Here is a 20,609-nt window from a genome sequence, read left to right as displayed (position 1 = left end):
ATCACCACCCCGGGCAGCCGCTTGCTGTTCCCCGAACTCAGCAAGCCAACCAAGACCGTTCAGGCGAGCCGGGTGCCTGCGGCGCACACCGCCGGACTGACCATGCCACGCCGCACGACCACCCGCGCCCAAGACCGCACCCGCCGCATCCAACGCGAACGTGAGCGCGAGTATCCCTAAATCCCCGGCAGTTCCAGCCAGTCGTCGACCTCGAACCGGTCGCCGCGGGCCACCAATGTCGCACCGCCGTGGCCCGGGTAGTGCGCGGGAATCACGGCGGCCCGCGACCGCGCAGCCTCGGTGAAGACCCGCTTCCGTGTCGCGGCTGCGGCAGCTGGATCAACGTCGAACGCGCAGGGGTCGTCGGGTCGGGGGATCTGGATGGGGCAGTGGGTCAGGTCGCCGACGAACACCGCGGGCGTACCCGCGTCGAGCCACAGCACCGACGATCCAGGGGTGTGGCCGGGGGCGGGGCGCAGTCGCAGTGACTCGCTGATCTGGAGGCCGTCGCTCCAGAGCTCCGTCTGGTCGGCCACCGGAAAGATGCTGTCCTGGAATACGATCCGTGAACCGTCGGACGCGCCGGGCCCGTCCGGGGCGAGGAATCGGTAATCAGCCTCTGGCATCAGGTAGCGCGCGTTGGGGAATGTCGGCACCCAGCCACCGTCGACGAGAGTGGTGTTCCAGCCGACGTGGTCGGTGTGCAGATGCGTGTTGACCACCACGTCGACCTCGTCAGCCGCCACCCCGGCGCGCTCCAAGGCGCCGAGGAAATCGGTGCTCAGGCCCGCCAGCGGAGGCATGTGCGGGCGGTCGCGGTCGTTGCCAACGCCCGTGTCGACGACGACGGTCAGCCCGTCGACGTCGACCACCCAGCTCTGCATGACGACCCGCCACCGTCGGGCGGCCGGGTCGAAGAACGTGGGGACGAGGAGGTCGGCGTCGTCCTCCCACGCGGACGGCGGCGTCTGGCCGAACAGCCCGGCGCCGATGTCGCACTCCCACTCCACGACGCGCGTCACGGTCGCGTTTCCCAGCTTCATGCGGTCGGTCATTCGTCGACACTACGATGCGAGGGTGCCCGACCTGCTCGCACTCTTCGACGGTGTGCCGTTGGTCGGCGAGCACGTGCGGCGCGGCCGGGAAGAGCTGCTCAGGCAGCTACGGGCGACGGTGTCTGCGGTGGGCTCTCAGGTGGTTGGCCTCGTCCTCGACGAGATCGACCTGACCGCCCTCGTACGCGAGCGGGTGGACGTCGACGCGATCGCCGCCGACGTCGACGTCGACGCGATCATCGCCCGCATCGACCTCATCGGGTTGGCGAACCTGATCATCGACGGGGTCGACCTGCCGCGCATCATCCGCGAGTCGACGAACTCGGTGACGGCCGAGGTCATGACCGACGTCCGCACCCAGGGGCAGCGTGCCGACGACGCGGTGTCCGGCTTCGTCGACCGCATGCTCGGGCGCAGTCGGGGGCCGCTGTGACAAGGCAGCGAGCCGCTTCCGCCGACGTCGAGGTCGCCGGAATCGTCAGCCGAGGCGTCGCCGCACTGATCGACCTGGTCGTGGCGGGCGCCATCGTGGGCATCCTCTACCTCGGGGTGGCCTTGACACGATTCGTGTTGCAGCCCTCGGCCTTTCACTTCCCGGCGCCCAACGCCTTCTTCTCGACGGCGGTGACCTTCACGGTGGCGGTGCTGTATCTCGCCGGGTGTTGGGTCACGTCGGGCTGTACGGCGGGCGCGGTGGTGATGGGGCTGCGCGTCGTGGGCCGACGGTCGAGCCGGGTGCCGGCATCGGTGGCCGTGCTGCGCGCCATCGCGTGCGTGGTGTTCCCGATCGGGCTGGCGCTCGTCGCCGTCGACAAGCAGCGCCGGTCGGTGCAGGACGTCGTACTGCGAACACGGGTGGTGTACGTGCGGCCCGTTTAGGGGTTTGATCTGGGACATGTCGAATCACTTCACTGGATTGAGCCTTGGGCCGCCCCTTGGTGATCAGCGCCTCGACCTTTGCGATCTGTATGCCTTTCAGTCCCCGGCGGATCCCGCTCGCACGGTGCTGATCCTCAACGCCAACCCGAACGCCGACGCCCTGCATCCCGATGCCATCTACCGCCTGGCGGTCGACAACGATGGCGATCTTCGCAACGACATCGCGTTCAGCTACGTGTTCTCCACCCCGCAGGACGGTCGTCAGACGGCCGACGTCTACCTGGCCTTCGGCGACGAGGCCGAGGAGCCGGAAGCGGTTGGGGAGAAGATCTTTGCGGGTGTCGACGTCTCGTTCGGGAAGACGCCCACCATCGCGACCTCCGATGACTTCACCTTCTTCGCGGGCACCCGAAGCGATGCGTTCTTCTTCGACTACGACGGCATCAAGAATCTGTTCGACATCAGGGGCGGACGAAACTTCACCGCCCTGCACGCCGCTGGCGACGCACCGTGGACCGGCGTCGACTCCAACGCGACGGCCAACGTGTTCTCCATCGCGATCGAGATGCCGACCGCCCTTCTGGGAGCCGACCCCGACATCAGGATCTGGGGCCGCTGCAGTCTGCGACGCAACGGTGAACTCGTGCACGTCGACCGGGCCGGGCACCCGTCGGTGAGCAGCTTCTTCAACACCGACGACACCAAGGAGGAGTACAACGCCAGCGAACCCGTTCACGACCGCGAACGGTGGATCGGTCAGTTCATCCACCTGATGGGTCACACCGGCGGCTACTCCGACGAGGAGGCCATTGCGGCGATCGACGAGGAGGGCACGCTGCCCGACATGCTGACCTTCGACCAGTCGAAGCCGGCGAAGTACCCGAACGGCCGGGTGTTCACCGACGACGTGATCGACTACCGACTACGTTTCCTGTCCAAGGGTGACATCCCGCCGACGGGGCTGAGTCCGCACACCGACACCCTCGCTGCATTCCCGTATCTTGGTACGCCGCACTGAGTTTCAGGACGAAGGCGCGACGAGCTCGTCGACGACCCACCGGGCGACGCCCGCGGGGTAGGGATCCGGCAGCCCGAGGATCAGATGCCCGAAGCCGGCGTCGACGGCCTGGCCGATCGCAGCACGGGTGACGTGGGGCTGGTCGTAGGAGACCGGCACGTGCATCGACCGCACGATCGCGGCGGGGTCGCGCCCAATCTCTTGGCAGTAGCGGTCCAGCCGGGCACTGCGTTCGACGGCGTCGTCGACGTCTCCGCCGGGGATGTTCCAGACGTCGGCGTGCTCGGCGACGACGCGCAGCAGCATGGCGGAGCGCCCACCGATGACGATCGGTGGATGCGGCCGCTGAAGTGGCTTCGGATTGCCGAACGCGCCCGTGACCGTGACGTGGTTGCCGGTGAAGTCGAAGGGCTGGGTCTCGGTCCACGACTTCTTGATCACCACCAGCGCTTCGGCGAGGCTGTCGACGGAGTCGGTGAAGTCGTCGTAGGGCAGCCCGTGCGCCTCGTACTCGCGTCGTGCCAGCGGATGGCTGGGTCGCGATCCGGCGCCGATGCCGAAGTCGAGGCGCCCTCCGGAGACGACGTCGACCGTGGTGGCGATCTTGGCCAGCAGTGCCGGCGGCCGAAAGCGGTTGCTGGTCACCAGCAATCCCACTCGGAGTCGGCGCGTCTGGCCGGCGAGTGCGGAGAGCAGCGTCCACCCCTCGAAGATCGGACCGTCGGGATCGCCGCCGATCGGCATGAGGTGGTCGAACAACCAGGCGTGCTCGAGCTCGGGGAGTGCGTCGGCCTCCTGCCACACGCGCAGCACGTCGGCGTACGTGACCTGCTGTGGCGCCGTCATGATGCCGAACCGCACCGGGGATGTCTCTGTCATGCGAACGCCTCCTCGAGGCCGATAGACTGCTGAAACGGAACAACGTTCCTGATGTCGGACTATACGGAACCGTGTTCCGTTTCGCTAGGAGTGGTTCATGACGGCGCCGCGAAAGCGCTCAGACGCCCGCCGCAACGAGGAAGCCCTGCTCGCCGCGGCCGCCGCCGCGTTCGTCGAGTCCGGGGTCGACGTACCCGTGCGTGACATCGCGGCCGCGGCAGGCGTCGGCGTCGGCACCATATACCGGCACTTCCCGACGCGGGCCGACCTCATCGTCGCCGTCTACCGCCATCAGGTCGAGGCCTGTGCAGAGGCGGGCCCAACCCTGTTGAGCACGAACGACTCTCCCTACGACGCCCTTGCGAAGTGGATCGACCTGTTCGTGGACTTCCTTGTCACCAAGCACGGCCTGGCGCACGCCTGGCAGTCGGACTCCGCGGGCTACGAGAGCCTGCACGCTTATTTCCTGAGTCGCCTCGTCCCGGTGTGTGACGAGCTACTCGCCGCCGCGGCCGCCGAGATCATCCCCGACGTCGACGCCCTGTGGCTGATGCGCGGCGTCGGCAACATCTGCATCGGCGCCGACGGCGATCCGGGCTACGACGCCCGCCGCATGGTGCGGGTCGTCGTGTCAGGCCTTAGGGCTTGATCCGGATCTTGCCCGGCGAATACAACCCGCTGTGGGTCGCGGAGCCCAGCTCGACCTGAGCCGGCTGTGCTTCCACGACGGTGTCGAACTTGCGCAGCGAGCCCCAGTCCCGACCCCAGTCGTGGTTCAGGTAGGTCGCCATCAGGTTCTGCCGCAACAGCAGGTCGGTGATTCCGAGCAGGCCGCCGTTGAGGCCGTCCTGCCAGGTGTCGGTGTCCTTGCGCTTGGCGTTGTAGTCCGGCGTGATGCGGAAGTTCGGGATCTCGGTGACCCCGTTGGCGTGCAGCATCGGCTGCTGGCACGGGAACGCCAGGCCGACGGCCCAGTCCAACAGCACCGGCTGAGTCGAACCAACGTACTGCTGCACGGTCTTCAGCTCGGGAACGCGCGGCGGGGTGACGGCGATCCAGTCGCCGGGCGTCAGGGACAGGTCCTCGGCCACGATCCGCACCGACGTGGCGTCGGCGGGGATCTGTGAGCGGTCGAAGCGTAGGTTGCGCCACGACGGGATGGGGCCGATGTCGTACGGCGTCACGCGACCCGCGGCTTGCGGGGTGCCGTCGGGACCCGTTGTGGCGTACTCCAATTCGACGCGCTGGCCCTCGGTGCGACCGTTGAAGATGCTGTTGCCGGTGATGCTGCCTGCGGCCGTGACCACGACCAGTGGGTGCGCGGCGTCTGCGGCGGGCAACTGGTACCACGCCGACGTCAGTCGACTCTGTTGTTGCGCAGGCCCGTTGACGTACGTGCCCGCGAGCGGGACGCGCCGGGGGTCCAGGCCGTACGGCAGCGGAACCGTCGACCCGTTCACCCCTGGGCTCGACAGCTTGACCGGTGCGTCCCAGTCGTAGTCGGTGCCAGGGGTCGGCAGGTCGTTGCGGATCGCCTCGGCGACGATGTGCTGGGGCACGCCATTCGGGGTGAACCCCACGGCGCCAACACCACCCAGCGGGCCGAGGGGGCCGTAACTGCCCGGCAGGGCCGCCAGGAAACCGGCGTTGGCGTCCGGCTCGACGAGCACGTCGTCGGCCAGGCCGCAGCCACCGGTCAGCGCCTTGAGGTTCGAGGACGCATTCGAATACGTCGGGTACTGCCGCACCACGCCGACGAGCATCGAGCCGACGAACACTACGACCATGAGGCCCGCGGTGACCGGAATCGGCGCCGCGGTCACCAACCGCACCAGCTTGCTCTCGGTGCGATCGCGCGCCAGGTGCAGCCAGAAGGCCCACAGCGCGGCGATCCCGAAGAGCGCGAAGAAGATCGAGCTGACCGTCACCTCGCCGATCTTCGGCAGCGCGTTGTTGAACGGCACGCCGTAACTGGAGACGTACCACCAGCCGTTGGTGCTGGAGAAGGTCAGTGCGATGACGAACAGCACCGCGGCGGTGAACGCCATCCGGTTGCGCGCCGAGCGCAGTACCGCGCGGGACACCAGCACCGTCGCGACGGCGGCCACGGCCGCACCGACCGCGGCGAACAGGCCGAAGTGGTGCACCCACTTGGTGGGCGTGAACATCAGGAAGAACATGGTGCCGAAGATGATGCCGACGAGGCGCCACACCGGACCGCGGGCGACGCCGGGGACCCGGCCGCGACGCAGCATGATGAACAGCGAGGCGAACAGGCTCAGCGCGGTGATGAAGAACCCGAACCGCCGCGACAGCGAGCCGTCGACCGTCGGCAGGAACAGGTAGTAGTAGCGCAGGTTCTCGGTGTACCACGCCTGGCTGGGGCCGATCGCCGTGCGAATCTTGGTGGCCTCCAACACGGTTGCCAACGTCTGGTCGGCGAACACGACCGCGAGGATGACGGTGCCCGCCGCCAGCAGCGGCAGCACCAGCGGCCACGTGCCGACGACGCGGTGACGTCGCACCAGGATGCGCAGCAGTGGGCGACCGCCGGCCAACAGCGCCGCGACGGCGATCAGGCCGGTCGGCTGGATGCCGAGGGTGAACGCGGCCGAGACGATGGCCAGCGCGGCCGGGGTGAGCCGACCGGAGATGATGGCCCGCTCGATCAGCACGTAGGTGATCAGCGCGCCGGTGGCGATCTGCCCCTCGGGCCGCAGCCCGTTGTTGAACGGCATCCACGCGGCCATCAGGACCAGTCCCGCGGCCCACGTCGCCGAACGGCTCGAGGCCACCGACGGGCCGAGCCGGGGCAGTACCTCGCGGGACAGCAGCAGCCAGCACAGCAGCGCACAGATCAAGTCGGGCAGGCGCATCCAGATGCTGGCGTCGCTGACGTGGGTCATCAACGCGAGCACGTTGTAGAACCACCCGAAGGGGTCCTCGGGGCTGCCGAACCACCGGAAGTAGTTGGACATGTAGCCGGCCCGGTCGGCGACGCGCGCCATCTGCAGGATGTAGCCGTCGTCAGAGGAGTTGGCGCCGATGACGTGCCACGTCAGGAATCCGAGCACCACGGCGACGTCGGTCGCCGAGAAGGTGCGCCACCGCGACGGGATGATGCGTTGCATGCGGCGGCCGTCGAGCTGATCGAGGCGCCACAGGGCGACGAGGGAGACGACGGTGGCCACGATGGCGAGCAGCATCGCCGCGAGCTTCACGGCGGTCGGCTTCGTGGTGAACCGGGTGTCGACCGTCGCCGACACCGAGAGTCCTTGCGGCGCAGGTCCGGTGAGGTCGGTGAAGACGCCGACGAAGTTGGGCCGCAGGTTGGGGTCGGCGAATCCGGAGCGGAAGTCCTTCTGCGGGTCGGTCGGATCGCTCATCCCCGGGAACGTGGCGAACGTGCCAGCCTCCGACGAGGTGATCTCCAGGCGCGTGCATTCGGGACCGAGGACCCGGTACATCGGCATCGTGGCCACGACGACGTTGCGGTCGGTGACGGTGACCCGCTGGTCGTTGAGCTTTCCGCTGACGTTGACGAACAGCGAGTTGAGCGCGGCGTCCTTGGTGTTGGGTGGGGCGGTGCCCAGCACCGTGCCACCGCCGCGATTGGCCATGTCGCGCAACACGTCACACGGCACGGTCGCCGTCATGGTCACGGGTGTGAGCGTGATGAGCGGCGCGGTGACGTTGCCGACCTGCCCGCCCTGCGGCCAGTTCACCGTCGCCGTGGTCTGCACCACCGGTAGCAGGGGGGTCAGCACTGACAGCACGAAGCCGATCAGCCCCGAGATCATCGCCACCCAGCGGGTAGTCCTCACTTGTCCGTCTCCAGTGGCAGGGCTCGGATGGGTCCGCGGCGGGTCCAACCGAGGACCGTTTCGGCGCCCTGGTCGACGGTCACGTCGGGAGCGGTCTCCGCGGGCACGATGCGGTCGTAGCGCTCGATCGTTCCCCAGTCGCGGTACCAGTCACCGCTGAGGTACGTCGGAACCGTCGACGTGCGCAGCAGCGCCTGGATGTAGAGGAAGGGTCCGCCGTCGTCGGCCGACTGCCACTGGTTCGACGACACCACGACCTGCTTGGCGTTGGGCAGGATCCGGTAGTCCGGCAGCTCGGCGATGCCGAGGTGCTGGGACGCCGGTCGCTGGCACGGGAAGTTCGCGGCGGTGGCGATGTCCATCAGCACCGGTGTCGTCGACCCCAGGAACTGTTGCGCGGACTCCAAAGTCGGGACGCGCGGGGGGGTGAACGCGAACCACTGGTCGGTGGACAGGTTCGGGTCGTCGGCGACGATGCGGGCGACGTTGGCCTCCGGTGGCGCCGACGCCAACGGGAAGCGCAGGTTGCGCCACGCCCGCTGCGGCACCAGCGGGTCGATCGGCTCGACCGCGGCGAGCGCGCGGAAGCTGCCGTCCGGATTGCGAACCCCCCATTGGAGTTTCAGCGACTGGCCGTAGTTGAAGTCGCCCTCTTCGTCGACCGACCAGATCGCGCCTGCGGCGGCGACGGTGACCAGCGGCCGGTCGGGCGTGCGGGGCGGAAGCTCGTACCAGGCCGACGTCGCCTTGGCGGCGGCGGTGTTCTCGTCGTAGCTGCCCATCACGGGGGTGCGCGCGGGGTCGAGCCCGAAGGGCAGGAACCCCCGCGAGCCGTTGACGCCCTCTGGGCCGTACCCGCCGCCGGTGCCCGCGGAGAATCCGATGCCGACGTTCGGCTTGTCGGGTGAGCCTGGGGAGTTGACGGTGCCGGGGTTGGCGGTGACGGGCTCGGGTGGCAGCAGGCTGTCGCTGACGCCGTTGGGCGTGAAGCCCTGAGGGTCGGTGCCGCCGAGTGGGCCGTCTGGGCCGAACTGCTGACCCGAAACAGGTTGCAGCAGACCGGCATTGGGGTCGGTCTCGACCAGGACGGCGTCGGCCATCGCGCAGCTGGTCGCGCTGAGGCCCGAGGCCAATGCGTCGACGTCGGCCTTGGCGGTCGTGTAGTTCGGGTAGCGGGCCGCGGCGCCCTTCACCATCGAGCCGACCTCGAGCAGCACCATCAGGGTCGCGACCACCAGCAGCGGGGTGGAGGCCAGTACCCGGTTGCGTCGGGTGTTCTCGACCTCGACGTGCCCGGTGTAGTCCATCCGGAAGTGCAGCCAGCCGGCCAGCAGGCCGGTGAGGATGGCCAACCCGAGGAACATCGATGTCACCGGCGAACCCGCGATCACCGGCTGCTTGTCGAACCAGGGGACGCCGTAGTTGCCGACGTAGAACCAGCCGTTGATGCCCGAGGTGGCCCAGGCCAGGACGAAGAGCAGGGCCGTGACGTAGAGCGCGAGGTTTCGGCGGCTGTGCAGCCCGACGCGGGAGAAGGTGAAGGCGGTGACGGCGCCCAACGCGCCTGCCAGCCCGGCGAACGCGCCGAACTGGACGGCCCACTTCGTCGGGGTGAACGTCAGCAGCAGCAGGCCTACCGCGGTGGTGCCAAGCAGCCGCCAGACCGGCGGGGTCGCCATGCCGGGCAGGCTGCCGCGGCGAAGGATGACCGCCAGCAGGCCGAAGAGGCACAGCAGCAGGATCAGCACCGAGAAGCGGCGGGTCAGCGAGCCGTCGACGCTGTCCTCGACGGTGAGGAAGTAATAGCGAAGGAACTCCTGGTACCAGGAGATGGTCGGGCCGACGGTGTACTTGATCCTGGCGGACTCCGCGACGGTCGCCAGCGTCTGGTCGCGGAAGACGATGACGAAGACCACCGAAAGGGACGCGGCGAAGGCGGCGATCGGGGCGAGCACTCCGGTGCGCCTGGCGCGGACGTTCCTGGCGATGGCGCGGGCGCCGACCAGCAGCGGGGCGATCGCGATAAGGCCCTGCGGGGCGAGCGTGACGCTGAACATCGCGACGACGATCGCGACTGCCGCGGGCCAGGACCGGCGGGCGCCGATTGCGTATTCGACGAGGACCCACGTCAACAGCGCGCCGAAGGCGATCAAAGGTTCGGGTCGCAGGCCGTTGTTGAACGGCAGCCACGCGGCGAGGAACACCGCGGCGCCGGTCCAGACGGCCACTCGGTTGTCGGCCAGTCGCTTGCCGAGCCGCGGCAGCACCCAGCGGCTCAACAGCATCCAGGTGGCGAGTGCGGCCAGGGTGGCCGGCAGTCGCATCCACACCCCCGCGGTACTGACGGAGGCCAGGTGCGCGAGCACGGATTGGTACCAGTCGAAGGGCGCTTCCGTCGCGCCGAAGTAGCGGTAGTAGTTGGCGACGTAGCCGGCGTCGCCGGACACCCGCGCCATGGTCAGGTTGTAGCCGTCGTCCGACGAGATCGCCCCGACGACGTGCCAGAGCAGCAGGGTGCCGACGACCGCAGCGTCGGCGAGCCAGGTGGCAACGCCTGCGCGCCAGAACCGGCGCCAGGCGCCCGTGGCGCGACGCCCACGTTCCAGCAGGGCCAGCGCCACGATCGACGCGATGGTGGCCAGCACGCCGAGGACCATCAGGGCGGTCTTCAGGGCGGTCGGCGAGGTGATGAAGCGGGTGTCGACGTCGACGCGGGCGGCGAGGCCTGGCTGGGGAGCGGCCTTCAGGTCGGTGAAGACGCCGGCCACCTGAGGCTTCTTCTCCGGTGCGAGGGTGCCGGTGGCGCCGGGGATGCCGACGAAGTCCGCGCCGACGCCGCCGACGTTCGCCCACACGTGCAGTGAACTGCAGGCGCCGGAGGCGACGGCCTGCCGTGGCGCGACGGCGGCCACCGAGTCACGGAACGCGACGATGACGCTGTCGATGGTGGCCCTGACGAACAGACCGTTGCGGCCGGCGTCGATGCCACCGTCGGGGATGGTCGACAGGACGACGCCGCCCGCGGCGGGCAACGTGGAAATCGCCTGGCAGGGGATGGTGGCGTCGAGCGCCAGCGGCGCGCCGGAGACCAGCGGAGCGGTGACGTCGGTGATCAGACCGTCGGCTCCGACGCCTTGCGGCCACAGGATCGCGGCCGTCGTCTGCTTGACGGGAAGGAGAGGAGTAAGCGCGCACAGCAGGAGTCCCAGGGCCCCCGCGATGATCGCGACGAGTCGTAGGGTCCTGGCGGGCACGAGGTTCGATGCTAGGCGACGCACTCGTGTGCGCTGCGTCGCCATGCGGGCCTCAGCTCAAACGAAGCGGCCCGGGGCTCCACAATCCGCTGCGTGTGGCGGTGCCGAGGTCCAGCCGCGCGGGCTGGGCGTTGGGGTACCACGGGGTCAACTTCTGCAGGGAGCCCCAGTCGCGGAACCAGTCGTCCTTCAGATACGTCGGAACGGGTGCGGCTCGGAGCAGGAGTTCGGTGATGCCCAGCGGGCCGCCGCCGAGGTAGTCCATGACGGGGGAGTTCGATTCGGCGCCGAAGCGGTCCGGCAGGATGCGCCACTTGGGCACCTCGGTGACGCCGTTCCGGTGTCCGAACGGCCGCTGGCACGGAAACGCCAGCCCGACCAGCCAGTCGAGGAGCACGGGGTCGGTGGACCCGACGACCTCCTGGAGCGTCTTCAGCAGCGGGATCCGCGGCGGGGTCACCGCGATCCAGTGCTGGGGTGCGAGGTCCTGGTCGGAGGCGACGAGCCGGACCTGGGTGGCCTGCGACGGGATCGCGCTCAGGGGGACGCGAAGGTTGCGCCACGCAGGGACCGCGCCGACGTCGCCGAAGCCGACGCTGCCGCCGGGCTGTCCGCTGGCCGCCTGCTCGTCGGTCGCCCATTGGATCGTCACCTCGCCCGGGTCGAACCGTCCGGCGGCCGCGACGACCAGTAGCGGGCCCGCCTGATCGCGCGGCGGCAAGCGGTACCAGGCCGACCGCAGCTGGGCCGGTTGCTGCGTGCCCGAGCGCCAGCTGCCCATCACCGGCGTGGTGGCGGGGTTGAGGTTGTAGGGGAGTCGCGCCCGCGAGCCGTTGACGCCCCCGGCGGTCGTCGTGCCGCCCTCGGTGCCCGGCTCGCTGCCGCTGGCACTCGATCCGTCGGAGTCGGCGAAGTTGTTGCTGCCCTCTGGTTCGGTGACGGGGTCGGCCGAGAGGTCCGCCGGAATTCCGTTGGGGCCGAAGCCTTGTGACGACGGGCCAAGGGCGACGCCCACCGGCGAGCTGACCGGCGTCAGCATGCCCGCGTTGGGGTCCTGCTCGACCAAGACGTCGGTGGCCAGCCCGCAGGTCTTGCCCGTCAGAGCCTCGAGGTTGGACCGGCCGACGGACCAGGCGGGGTACTGCTCGACCATCGCGACGGTCAGCGACATCACCTCGAAGACCACCAGCGCCCACACCACGATGGTCAGCGGCACCCCGGCCACCCCTGACCAGCGCCGTGGCTTGCTCGGTGGCGACGAGTCGCGGCCGGTGAAGTGCAGCCACGCCGCCACCAGCAGTGCGACGACGGAGAGGCCCAGCAGGATGGTGGTGAAGCCGAACTTGTACTGCGGGAACTGATTCGACCACGGCACGCCGAAGTTCGACACGTACCACCAGCCGTTGACGCTGGCGAACGAAAACGCCGTCATGAACAGGACTATGGCGGCGAAGATGGTGCGGTTGCGGCGGGACCTCATCGCCGTGGCGGCGACCGCGACGGCCGCCAGCGCCCCGAGTGACCCGGCAAGCCCGGCGAAGACGCCGAAGTGGTGGGTCCACTTCGTCGGCGTGAACATCATCATGAGGAACGAGATGATCGTGATGCCGATGATGCGTCTGGCCGGTCCCGCGGCGGTACCGGGAATTCGGCCCTTGCGCAACGACATTGCGACCGACACGGCCAGTGCGAGCAGCAGCGCGAGGACGGCGAATCGGCGGGCCACCGAACCGTCGGGGCTGGCCATGAACAGGCGTTCGTACCGGATGTGCTCGTCGAACCAGGCGAGGCTCGGGCCGACGTCGGACTTGAATGCGCTGGCCTGGAGTTCGGCGGCCATGGTCTGGTCGCGGAAGATCAGGAAGATGGTGACGGTGCCCGCCGCGGCGATCGGCGCCAGCAGCGCCCAGTAACCGAACCGCGAAACATGAGCGGCCACGATGGTCTTCAGGGGTCCGATTGCCACCAGTAGTGCGCCGACCGCTGCGATGCCGGTGGGCCCGGAGAACAGGGTGAGTGCACCGATGATGATGGCGATCGCGACCGGGAGGAGCCTGCTGGTGGCGACGCCACGTTCCACCGAACACCAGGTGAGAAGGATTCCCAGGGCGATGATCGGTTCCGGCCGCAGGCCGTTGTTGAGCGGCAACCAGAACGCCAGAAACATTCCGGCCGCGGTCCACGCAGCCGCGCGGCTGGTCTTGACGGCGTGACCGAGGCGCGGGATGACCTCGCGGCTGATCACCCACCAGCACGCCAGGGCCATCAGCAGCGTGGGCAGTCGCACCCACACGCTGGCTGTGCTGACGTGCGCCCACAATGCGAGCAGGTCGTAGTACCACCCGAACGGCGCTTCCGGCGTGCCGAACCAGCGGTAGTAGTTGGCCATGTAGCCGGCGTTCTCCGACACCCGCGCCATCGTCAGGATGTAGCCGTCGTCGGAGGTGTTCGCGCCGACGAAGTGCCACCAGAGCAGGACCGCGGTGACGAGGCCGTCCAGCGGGGTCAGGGACCACCAGCGGGGCGGGAGGAGCCTGCGGTGCCGCACACCGTCGGCGGTGTCGAGGACGTGCAGGGCACCGAGCGAGATCACCGTCATCGCGATGCCCACGATCATGGCCAGCATCTTGAGCAGCGTGGGGGAGGTGCTGTAACGGGAGTCGACGGTGGCCGAGAACTGCAGGCCGGGCGGGGCAGGCCCGGTGAGGTCGGTGAAGACGCCGACTATCTGCGGTCGGAAGTCGTAGCCGCTGCGTTCGCCTCGGAGAGGGTCACCGGGCTTGGCCTGGCCGTCGGCGTCCGGCCCCTCGACGAGTCCGACGAACTCGGCGGTGACCTTGTCGGCGTGCGCGGTGAACGTCAGCTGCTGGCAGGCGGGGCTGAGCACCTCGGTCAGCGGCGCGCTGACCACGGGGGTGTTGCGCACGATGACCAGCAGGTCACCCCCGACCCGCTCGACCAGCAGGCCGCGGTCGACGGCCTTCGGCGCCTGCTTCGGAACGGTGGACAGCAGCACGGTTCGGTTGGCGTTCTCGGCGCCCATCAGACCCGCGACGGCGCGACAGGGGATGGTCACGTTCATGTCGGTCGGCACGTAGCCGATCAGCGGAGCGTCGACGCTCTGCATGACGCCGTTTTGCGGCCAGTTGATGGTGGCGGTGGTCTGGGTGACCGGCAGGAACGGCGTCGCGATCGCCAGCAGTGACCCCAGCAAACCGGCGACGATGGCGACGAGGCGGGCGGTTCTGTGGTTGGCCCCGGCACCTGTCACGGGGCTAGATGATAGTTCCCCGCTCGTGGGGACCTCACCGGTCATGATCATTTACCGCCGGATCGCCAGGACGAACGGTCCGATGTCGGACACGACCCACCGCGGATCGTCGAACAGGGCGGCGTCGAGTGCCACCTGGTAGCGGCGCACGTTGGGCTGGTTCGGGTACACGTCGCTGGCCAGTCGCAGCGTGTAGGTGTCGTTGGCTCCGTGCCGCATCAGGAAGACGGTCGGCGCCTGCCAGGGCAGGGTGTCGAGGGCGGTCACGAACTGGTCGGGCGAGGTGATCGTCGACCAACTCTCGATGGCCGTCGACCGCTCCTTGAACTGCGCAAGGGGGTTGGCGTAGTGCGACGTCAGGCCCTGAAACCCGTAGTACGGGTAGTAGGCAAGGAAGCTGTAGTCGGCGGTCAGGACCACGGTTTCGTTCCGGGGTCGACCGGTGACCTCGGCGATCTTTGCGTCGACCGCGCGGTAGTACTGTTCGGCGCCGGGCGGACGACGGTCGGCGCGTTGACCGCTGCCGTCGGTGTCGGTGTAGGCCACGACGATGTCGGGTCGAAGCACGTCGGGGATGTCCTGGGTGAACGTGATGGCACCGATCGCGCCGACGGCCGCGCCTGCGGCGACGACCCGTTGCCGGGTTCGGGGGGTGTACCGGGACGCGATGGCAATCGTCGCCTCGACGAAGCCGAACGTGCCGGCCGCCGTCAGCAGCACCGTCAGGGTGGGTTGCAGCCGGAAGGACAGCAGCGTGGTGCCAAGCAGGGTGGTCACCATCGACAACAGCGACCACGCGTAGACGGCGAGGACGCCGGCGGCGAGTGCGCCCGCGCGGGTTGAGCTGCGCGCGTAGACCACCAGCCACAGCGTGCCGACCATGCACAGCGCACCAAGCAGGGTGAAGTCGAGCATCGGGAACGTCAGCTGGGCGCCGTCGGCGGGCAGGTAGTGCAGGGCGGTGCCGGCGTCGGCGGGCGCGCCCTTCGAGGCGGCCAGGAAGTACGGCCCCCAGTGGATCAGCGCGATCGCACCGGAGATGACCGCGATGACCGCGACCCGCAGGACGGGTGCCCAGCTGCGCCTGGTGACGGCGGCGAGCAGAGCCATGATCGTGACGGTGAACGCGGCGTACCCGAGGAGAAGCGTGTAGAACAGCGCCGCCAATCCGAGGAAGAGGCCGACGCCGACGACGGCCGCCCAGCCGTTGCCCCCGTCGCGGTCGGCCCGCAGCCCCGACCACGCCAGCACGAACACCGGCGGCAACAGCACCGTGATGATCGCGGCGTACGGCTCGGCGGGGGCGTAGGCGAGCGTGGCCGCGGCGGTCGCCGTCGACACCACCAGGGCGAGCTCGAAGCGGATCATCGCCGTCCACAGCACTAGCGCGACGACGATCGCTGCGGTGATCGACACGATCGACCACGGCTTGAACATCTCCCAGGCGGGTGTGCCGGTCAGGTCGGCGAGCCTGCCGCCCAGCCAGAACCAGCCGCTCGGGTAGTACGGCGGCAGACCGAGGTAGGTCATGTCGTGCGGCGCGGCGGTGTCGGCGAAGCGGGTCAGGTACTCGGTGCGGAACTGCTGGTCGACGGAGACGCCGAAGAGGTACAGCTTGGTGGCGCCCAACGGCATCGCCAGCGTGACGGCCGACAACGCGGAGAGGAACACCACCGAGACGGCCCTGGCGATCAGCCGCCGGTTGGTGCGCCACAGCCAGCCTGCAGCGAAAAGTCCCGCCAGGCAAGCGAATTGGCCGACGGTGGTGAGCGCGTGCAGCTGGTTCGACGAGTTGAACGCGGGCCATTCGACCCGCGCGATCGCCACCAGCGAGATGCCGGTGACGACGACCGCCACGACGACGGCGGCCGCCATGTGGGCGGCGGTCCGCAGCGCCTGAGACACGAGGATCAGATCGGCAGCTTGCGGAAGATCGGCCGCGGCACGTGCCGCAGCACCATCATCACGTACCGGAACGCGCCCGGCGCCCACACCAGGTCCTTGCCCTTCGCGGATGCGGTGACGGCCAGCTCGGCCACGTACTCCTTGTCCACCGTCATCGGGGCTTCCTTCGCGCCGGTCGCCGCCAGGTAGTCGACGGTGGTCTTGGTGCGAACCTGTCCCGGCCTGATGACTAGCACGCGAACACCGAACTCGCGCAGCGCTTCTCCCAGTCCGAGGTAGAAGCCGTCGAGCCCGGCCTTGGTGGAGCCGTAGACGAAGTTGGAGCGTCGCACCCGTTCGCCCGCCGCGCTGCTCATGGCGATGATCCGACCGGAACCCTGGGCGCGCATCTTCTCGCCGAGCAGGACGCCGACGGAAACGGCTGCGGTGTAGTTGATTCCGGCGATCTGAACGGCCTTGCGCTGGTTCTGCCACAGCTCCTCGGCGTCGCCGAGCAAGCCGAACGCCACGACGGCCACGTCGACGTCACCACCTGCCCAGGCCTGGTCGATCACGGCCGGATGTGTGTCGGTGTTGACTCCGTCGAAGTCGACCCACTCGACCGACTTGGCTCCCGCCGAGGTCATCGCGGCGATGGCGTCCGCCTTGCGGGGGTGGTCGGGCAGGTCGGCGAGGATCACGCGTGCCGAGGCGTCGCGGAGGAAGCGTTCGGCGATGGCCAGCCCGATTTCGGACGTGCCGCCGAGGACGAGGATGGCCTGTGGGTTGCCCACGGCGTCAAACACCATTTAGAGAAGCTCCAAACGTCGGGCCATGTCGGAGGCGAAGACTCCGGCGGGGTCGACCCTGCGGCGGACCTCGATCCATTCGTCGATTCGCGGATACATGGCGTGGAAGGTCTCCGCGGTGGTCCGCGAGTCCTTGGCGGTGTAGAGGCGGCCGCCGAATTCGAGCACCCGCCGGTCGAGCTCGGTGACGAATTCGTTGAGTCCGGCCTTGATGGGGAAGTCGACGCAGACGTTCCAGCCGGGAATCGGAAAGCTCAGCGGCGCTTGGTTTCCCGCTCCGAACAGCTTGAAGACGTTGAGGAACGAGTAGTGCCCCGACCGCTGCACGTCGACGATGATGCGCTTGAACTCCTCGACGGCCTCGGTCGGCACCACGAACTGGTACTGGAGGAAGCCGGACTTGCCGTACGCACGGTTCCACTCGCCGACCATGTCGAGTGGGTGGTAGAACTGCGTCAGATTCTGGGTCTTGCCGCGGTAGGTCTTGCCAAGCCGGTACCAGACCTCGGTCATCGGTCCGAACGTGAACTTGTTGGCCAGGCCGTTGGGGAAGACGTCGGGCGCCGTGAAGAATTGCGGCGCGTCGAACTTCAGCGGGTCCTTGGCCAGTTTGTCCGGCAGCTGGTCCAGGGTGGCCAGCGAGCCCCGCGAGATGACGGCGCGGCCGAGCTTCGGAGGCGCACTGATGGCGTCGAACCAACCGGACGAATAGGTGTAGTTGGACTCGCTGCCGTCGCTGTGAAAGGCGATGGTCTCGTCGAGGCCGGAGGTGACGTCGCCGTCGGCGATGAAGTAGGCGGTCTCCGTCGGCGTCATCGCGATGGTGGCCCGCAGGATGATGCCCGTCAGGCCGTTGCCACCGACCGTCGCCCAAAACAGGGCGGCGTCCTCGCCATCGGGGGTGAGGCGGCGCACCTGGCCGTCGGCGGTCAGCAGGTCCATCGAGCGGACGTGGTTGCCGAAGCTGCCCGCGCTGTGGTGGTTCTTGCCGTGGATGTCGCAGGCGATCGCACCGCCGACGGTGACCTGACGGGTGCCGGGCAGCACCGGTACCCACAGCCCCAGCGGGAGCGCCGCACGCATCAGCTGGTCGAGGTTCACCCCGCCGTCCACGTCGACGAGGTGGGTGTCGCGGTCCATCGAGTGGATCTGGTGCAACGCGGACACGTCGACGACGAGGCCGCCGCCGTTCTGGGCGTTGTCGCCGTAGGAGCGTCCCAGCCCGCGCGCGATGATGCCGCGGCCGTCGGCACTGGTGACGGCTTCGACGATGGCTTCGGGGTCTGGGGTCGACAGCACGCGGGCGACGGTCGGCGCGGTGCGCCCCCAGCCCATCAGCTGCTTGGTGGTCGTTTCGAACATCGTGACGAGGGTACCGCTCTCACTTCAGCTTGAAGATAACCGCGCGCTGCACCACGAAGTTGATCACCGTCGCGGTGCCCTGGGCGATGACGAACGCCACCGGTACTCGCCACGGCTTGTCGTCCCACAGTGTGTAGAAGGTGTAGTTGATCCCGACTTGGACGGCGTAGGTGACGGCGTACAGCAGCACCACCGCGACGAACCGGGACCGGCTGGGCGGCGCCTGGAACGTCCACCGGCGGTTGATCAGGTACGCGGTGGTGGTGCCCGCGATGAAACTGAGCGTCTTGGCCACGTTGACGTTGAGGCCCAGGTGCAGGAACAGCACGTACAAGCCGAAGTCGACGACGGCCGACAACCCGCCGGTGACGACGAAGCGCCAGGCCTGGGTCGTCAGGCTCAGATTCGGCGACATCGGGGGCTCGGCCACGGGGGCAGCTTAGTCAGTGACGGAGGCTGGCCAGTACCCCGCACAGGGCGTCGACTGCCGCGGCGAAGGCGCTCTCCGCCGGGGTGCCGAAGCTGATCACCACGCCGTCGGGGGCGGGAACGTCCGAGCCTGCCTCCGGGTGCCGCAGCAGGCTCAGCCCAGAGAGCGCGATGCCCGCCTCGCCCGCTCGTCTGATGACTTCGGGCTCCGTCCCGGTGGGCAGGGTCAGCAGCAGGTGCAGGCCCGCCGACAGTCCGCTGATGCCGACGTCGAACGGGCGCAGCGCCTCGACGAGGCGGTCGCGGCGGTGCCGGTAGTTCAGCCGCATCCGTCGAATGTGCTTGTCGTAGCTGCCCTTTGAGATGAAGTCCGCCATCGTCAGCTGGGTGATGGCGTTGACGTAGAACTGTTGACCGCCCGAGGCGGCCACCACCCTGTCGACCAGCCGGTCGGGCAGCACAATCCATCCCAGCCGCAACGCCGGAGACAGACTCTTGCTCGCCGATCCGAGGTAGACGACGCGATCCGGGTCGAGTCCCTGGACGGCCCCGACGGGTTGGCGGTCGTAGCGAAATTCGCCGTCGTAGTCGTCCTCCAACAGGTAGCCACCGGTCCGGTCGGCCCACTCGACGACTGCCTTGCGTCGGGCCGGATGCAGCGGGCCGCCGTGCGGAAAGTGGTGAGCGGGGGTCAACAGCACCGCGGACGCGGCGGTTGCGGCCAGGTCGTCGACCACCGCCCCGTGCTCGTCGACGCCGATCGGGGTCGATGCGACACCCAGGCCGGCGAGCGCCTCTCGAAACAGGTAGAGCCCGTATGCCTCGACCGCGATCGGTCCGCCGAGTGTTCTGGCGAGGATCTCGACGCCGTGTCGGGTGCCCGCGCAGATGACGATCGACTCGGGTGAGGTGCGTACGCCGCGGACCCGGCCGAGGTACTCCGCGAGGGCTTCTCGCAGTTCCACCCGGCCGCGGGGGTCGCCCATTCGCAGTGCTTCGTGGGGTGCTGCAGACAGTGCGCGACGGGTGGAGGCCAGCCACGCGGCGCGGGGAAAGGCGCTGACGTCGGGCGAGCCGGGCATGAAGTTGTGCGTGGGTACGACGGGTGTGCCGCGCGAACGGGTCGGCAGGGGCGTGGCCGCCGCGTCGACCACCCAGGTGCCAGCGCCCTGCCGTGATGCCAGCCAACCCTCGGCGACCAGGTCGGCGTAGGCCTCGGCGACGGTGTTGCGGGCCAGTCCGAGATCCGATGCCAGCGTGCGCGACGGCGGCAGCGTCGTCCCCGACGCGAGTCGGCCGGACCGTACGGCGTCCCGCAACGCGGTGATCAGCAGTTCCCTGGCGCCACGAGCGCCGGGGACGATGGCCTGACGGAGGTCGAGGTGTAGGTCCCGAGTGCCCGAATTGGCCCATGAAGTCACTGGCAAATTGAACCATGTGGGTGGTTCTTTCGCGGTTAGCGTGGTGGTCATGACACAGACACTCGAACACCCCACCGCCATGGACCGTCTCTCGATCTACGAGGTCTCGCCCGAGTTGTACGACGCGATGATGCGGCTCAGCACCGCCTCGGCGAAGGACGTCGACCCGACCATCGGCGAGCTGATCAAGATCCGTGCGAGCCAGATCAACCACTGCGCGTTCTGCCTCGACATGCACGTCGCCGACGCCCGCAAACGTGGGGAGACCGAACAGCGGCTGGCGCTCGTCGCGGCGTGGGACGAGGCGGGGACGCTGTTCACCGATCGTGAGCGGGCCGCGCTTGAGCTGACCGAGGCGATCACCGAGCTACACCACGGGCACGTCTCAGACGAGGTCTACGCCAAGGCCGCCGCGGTGTTCACCGACAAGGAGCTCGCCCAGGTGATCGCGATGGCGGTGACCATCAACGCGTGGAACCGATTCAACGTCGCGACGCGGATGAAGGCTCCGCGCCGCTGATGTC

Annotated in this window: 15 protein-coding genes and 1 pseudogene; 6 read left to right on the top strand and 10 right to left on the bottom strand. The window is 68.7% G+C overall.

Annotation, left to right across the window (positions count from 1 at the left end; translation table 11 throughout):
- A pseudogene (locus B1790_RS34835) lies at positions 1-180 on the top strand (HNH endonuclease); the annotation flags it as partial.
- Here the strand turns inward: B1790_RS34835 and B1790_RS29895 are convergent.
- Positions 177-1,055 (bottom strand): MBL fold metallo-hydrolase, encoded by an 879-nt coding sequence (locus tag B1790_RS29895; RefSeq protein ID WP_079926897.1) that lies wholly within the window; start codon positions 1,053-1,055, stop codon positions 177-179. The pseudogene B1790_RS34835 and the gene B1790_RS29895 overlap by 4 nt on opposite strands.
- A gap of 22 nt (positions 1,056-1,077) precedes the next feature.
- Here B1790_RS29895 and B1790_RS29890 point away from each other — a divergent pair, with 22 nt between their 5' ends.
- From B1790_RS29890 to B1790_RS29880, 3 genes are read left to right on the top strand one after another with little or no spacing between them, the layout of a single operon-like run.
- The gene (locus B1790_RS29890) at positions 1,078-1,488 is read left to right on the top strand and encodes a hypothetical protein (protein WP_233165379.1); all 411 of its coding nucleotides are present in this window, start codon (positions 1,078-1,080) and stop codon (positions 1,486-1,488) included.
- The gene (locus B1790_RS29885; RefSeq protein WP_079926895.1) at positions 1,485-1,934 is read left to right on the top strand and encodes an RDD family protein; all 450 of its coding nucleotides are present in this window, start codon (positions 1,485-1,487) and stop codon (positions 1,932-1,934) included. Before B1790_RS29890 ends, B1790_RS29885 begins: the two co-directional genes overlap by 4 nt.
- A 16-nt stretch (positions 1,935-1,950) precedes the next feature.
- The gene (locus B1790_RS29880) at positions 1,951-2,952 is read left to right on the top strand and encodes a DUF4331 family protein (RefSeq protein WP_079926894.1); all 1,002 of its coding nucleotides are present in this window, start codon (positions 1,951-1,953) and stop codon (positions 2,950-2,952) included.
- Between the two features lie 3 nt (positions 2,953-2,955).
- Here the strand turns inward: B1790_RS29880 and B1790_RS29875 are convergent, their stop codons facing one another.
- Complete coding sequence (locus tag B1790_RS29875; RefSeq protein WP_079926893.1) at positions 2,956-3,831, bottom strand: LLM class flavin-dependent oxidoreductase; 876 nt, start codon at positions 3,829-3,831, stop codon at positions 2,956-2,958.
- Between the two features lie 97 nt (positions 3,832-3,928).
- Between B1790_RS29875 and B1790_RS29870 the strand changes: the two genes are divergently transcribed.
- On the top strand, positions 3,929-4,480 hold the full coding sequence (locus B1790_RS29870; protein WP_079926892.1) for a TetR/AcrR family transcriptional regulator: 552 nt from the start codon (positions 3,929-3,931) through the stop codon (positions 4,478-4,480).
- Here B1790_RS29870 and B1790_RS29865 read toward each other — a convergent pair.
- The 8 genes from B1790_RS29865 to B1790_RS29830 are packed head-to-tail and all read right to left on the bottom strand — an operon-like array spanning position 4,470 to position 20,085.
- The gene (locus tag B1790_RS29865) at positions 4,470-7,631 is read right to left on the bottom strand and encodes an arabinosyltransferase domain-containing protein (RefSeq protein ID WP_079926891.1); all 3,162 of its coding nucleotides are present in this window, start codon (positions 7,629-7,631) and stop codon (positions 4,470-4,472) included. The two genes, B1790_RS29870 and B1790_RS29865, sit on opposite strands and share 11 nt — an antisense overlap.
- A gap of 20 nt (positions 7,632-7,651) precedes the next feature.
- Positions 7,652-10,909, bottom strand: a complete 3,258-nt coding sequence (locus tag B1790_RS29860) for an arabinosyltransferase domain-containing protein (protein ID WP_233165378.1) — start codon at positions 10,907-10,909, stop codon at positions 7,652-7,654.
- Between the two features lie 52 nt (positions 10,910-10,961).
- Entirely contained in the window at positions 10,962-14,225 is a 3,264-nt protein-coding gene (locus B1790_RS29855) for an arabinosyltransferase domain-containing protein (protein ID WP_142271573.1), read from the bottom strand.
- A gap of 6 nt (positions 14,226-14,231) precedes the next feature.
- Positions 14,232-16,055: a galactan 5-O-arabinofuranosyltransferase gene (locus B1790_RS29850; protein ID WP_079926914.1), complete on the bottom strand. Its 1,824-nt coding sequence runs from the start codon at positions 16,053-16,055 to the stop codon at positions 14,232-14,234.
- Between the two features lie 35 nt (positions 16,056-16,090).
- Positions 16,091-16,873: a decaprenylphospho-beta-D-erythro-pentofuranosid-2-ulose 2-reductase gene (locus tag B1790_RS29845; RefSeq protein WP_079926888.1), complete on the bottom strand. Its 783-nt coding sequence runs from the start codon at positions 16,871-16,873 to the stop codon at positions 16,091-16,093.
- On the bottom strand, positions 16,874-18,235 hold the full coding sequence (locus B1790_RS29840; RefSeq protein ID WP_079926887.1) for an FAD-binding oxidoreductase: 1,362 nt from the start codon (positions 18,233-18,235) through the stop codon (positions 16,874-16,876). It abuts the gene before it with no gap.
- Between the two features lie 19 nt (positions 18,236-18,254).
- A complete protein-coding gene (locus tag B1790_RS29835) occupies positions 18,255-18,650 on the bottom strand; it encodes a GtrA family protein (RefSeq protein WP_079926913.1) in 396 nt (131 codons plus the stop codon).
- Between the two features lie 28 nt (positions 18,651-18,678).
- On the bottom strand, positions 18,679-20,085 hold the full coding sequence (locus B1790_RS29830) for a PLP-dependent aminotransferase family protein (protein ID WP_198952155.1): 1,407 nt from the start codon (positions 20,083-20,085) through the stop codon (positions 18,679-18,681).
- A 49-nt stretch (positions 20,086-20,134) separates the two neighbouring features.
- On the opposite strand from B1790_RS29830, the gene B1790_RS29825 reads away from it, so the two are divergent.
- Entirely contained in the window at positions 20,135-20,605 is a 471-nt protein-coding gene (locus B1790_RS29825) for a carboxymuconolactone decarboxylase family protein (protein WP_079926912.1), read from the top strand.
- Positions 20,606-20,609: the final 4 nt, after the last annotated feature.

Source organism: Mycobacterium sp. AT1 (assembly GCF_002043095.1).
Classification (GTDB): Bacteria; Actinomycetota; Actinomycetes; order Mycobacteriales; family Mycobacteriaceae; genus Mycobacterium.
The sequence above is the reverse complement of the archived record's forward strand: the minus strand, read 5'-3'. Positions and strand labels throughout refer to the sequence as shown.

Excerpts from the sequence above, each read along its gene's own strand:
- B1790_RS29870 (WP_079926892.1), top strand. The coding sequence starts at position 3,929 with ATGACGGCGCCGCGAAAGCGCTCAGACGCCCGCCGCAACGAGGAAGCC.
- B1790_RS29845 (WP_079926888.1), bottom strand. The coding sequence starts at position 16,873 with ATGGTGTTTGACGCCGTGGGCAACCCACAGGCCATCCTCGTCCTCGGC.
- B1790_RS29840 (WP_079926887.1), bottom strand. The coding sequence starts at position 18,235 with ATGTTCGAAACGACCACCAAGCAGCTGATGGGCTGGGGGCGCACCGCG.
- B1790_RS29855 (WP_142271573.1), bottom strand. The coding sequence starts at position 14,225 with ATGACCGGTGAGGTCCCCACGAGCGGGGAACTATCATCTAGCCCCGTG.
- B1790_RS29865 (WP_079926891.1), bottom strand. The coding sequence starts at position 7,631 with ATGATCTCGGGGCTGATCGGCTTCGTGCTGTCAGTGCTGACCCCCCTG.
- B1790_RS29825 (WP_079926912.1), top strand. The coding sequence starts at position 20,135 with ATGACACAGACACTCGAACACCCCACCGCCATGGACCGTCTCTCGATC.
- B1790_RS29835 (WP_079926913.1), bottom strand. The coding sequence starts at position 18,650 with ATGTCGCCGAATCTGAGCCTGACGACCCAGGCCTGGCGCTTCGTCGTC.
- B1790_RS29875 (WP_079926893.1), bottom strand. The coding sequence starts at position 3,831 with ATGACAGAGACATCCCCGGTGCGGTTCGGCATCATGACGGCGCCACAG.
- B1790_RS29880 (WP_079926894.1), top strand. The coding sequence starts at position 1,951 with ATGTCGAATCACTTCACTGGATTGAGCCTTGGGCCGCCCCTTGGTGAT.
- B1790_RS29895 (WP_079926897.1), bottom strand. The coding sequence starts at position 1,055 with ATGACCGACCGCATGAAGCTGGGAAACGCGACCGTGACGCGCGTCGTG.
- B1790_RS29850 (WP_079926914.1), bottom strand. The coding sequence starts at position 16,055 with ATGGCGGCCGCCGTCGTCGTGGCGGTCGTCGTCACCGGCATCTCGCTG.